The sequence below is a fragment of the Arhodomonas sp. KWT genome (assembly GCF_010993615.1).
Genome location: NZ_WNXE01001174.1, coordinates 1 through 500, shown reverse-complemented (window position 1 = coordinate 500; position 500 = coordinate 1). Strand labels below are relative to the sequence as shown.

Here is a 500-nt window from a genome sequence, read left to right as displayed (position 1 = left end):
ACGGCATCGAGCCGGCGCCCGTCGGGCAGCCCGGAGACGACCCGGTCGCTCAGCGCCACCAGTCCGCCCTCGCCCCCTGGCGGAACCCGCACCACCGGCTCGTAGTCGTGCAGCAGGCCGCACCGCAACAGCGAGCGGTACGTACCCTCGAGCAGATGGAGCTCCGGGCGCAGGACCTCGCGGAAGTACGGCTCGAACCGCCGGATGAAGCGCGCCGCGGGGCTGTCGGGGCCAAGCCGGAGGCTACGGCTGGCGAGGACGGCGACCGCCGGGCGTGCCCCGCCCGCACCGCCGCTCATGCGCGCCTCCGGTCCGGCACGGCGGGGCCCGGCGGCGGCGTGCGCCCGCCGAGCGCCGCGGCCGCCCGCGCCCGCTCCGTGATCCCGGCCCAGTCCCCGGCCGCCACGCTCGCCGGCGGCGCGAGCCAGCTCCCGCCCACGCACACGACATTGTCGAGGGCGAGATAGTCCGGCGCGGAGGCGGGGTCGATCCCGCCCGTG

At 78.2% G+C, this 500-nt stretch carries 1 protein-coding gene and 1 pseudogene; both read right to left on the bottom strand.

Going from position 1 to position 500, the window contains the following annotated elements; genetic code table 11:
- On the bottom strand, nt 1-299 hold a 299-nt coding region (locus tag G7A99_RS24810; protein ID WP_205600067.1), incomplete at its 3' end, for a hypothetical protein.
- Nucleotides 296-500: pseudogene (locus G7A99_RS24805) on the bottom strand (keto-hydroxyglutarate-aldolase/keto-deoxy-phosphogluconate aldolase); the annotation flags it as partial. The gene G7A99_RS24810 and the pseudogene G7A99_RS24805, both read right to left, overlap by 4 nt.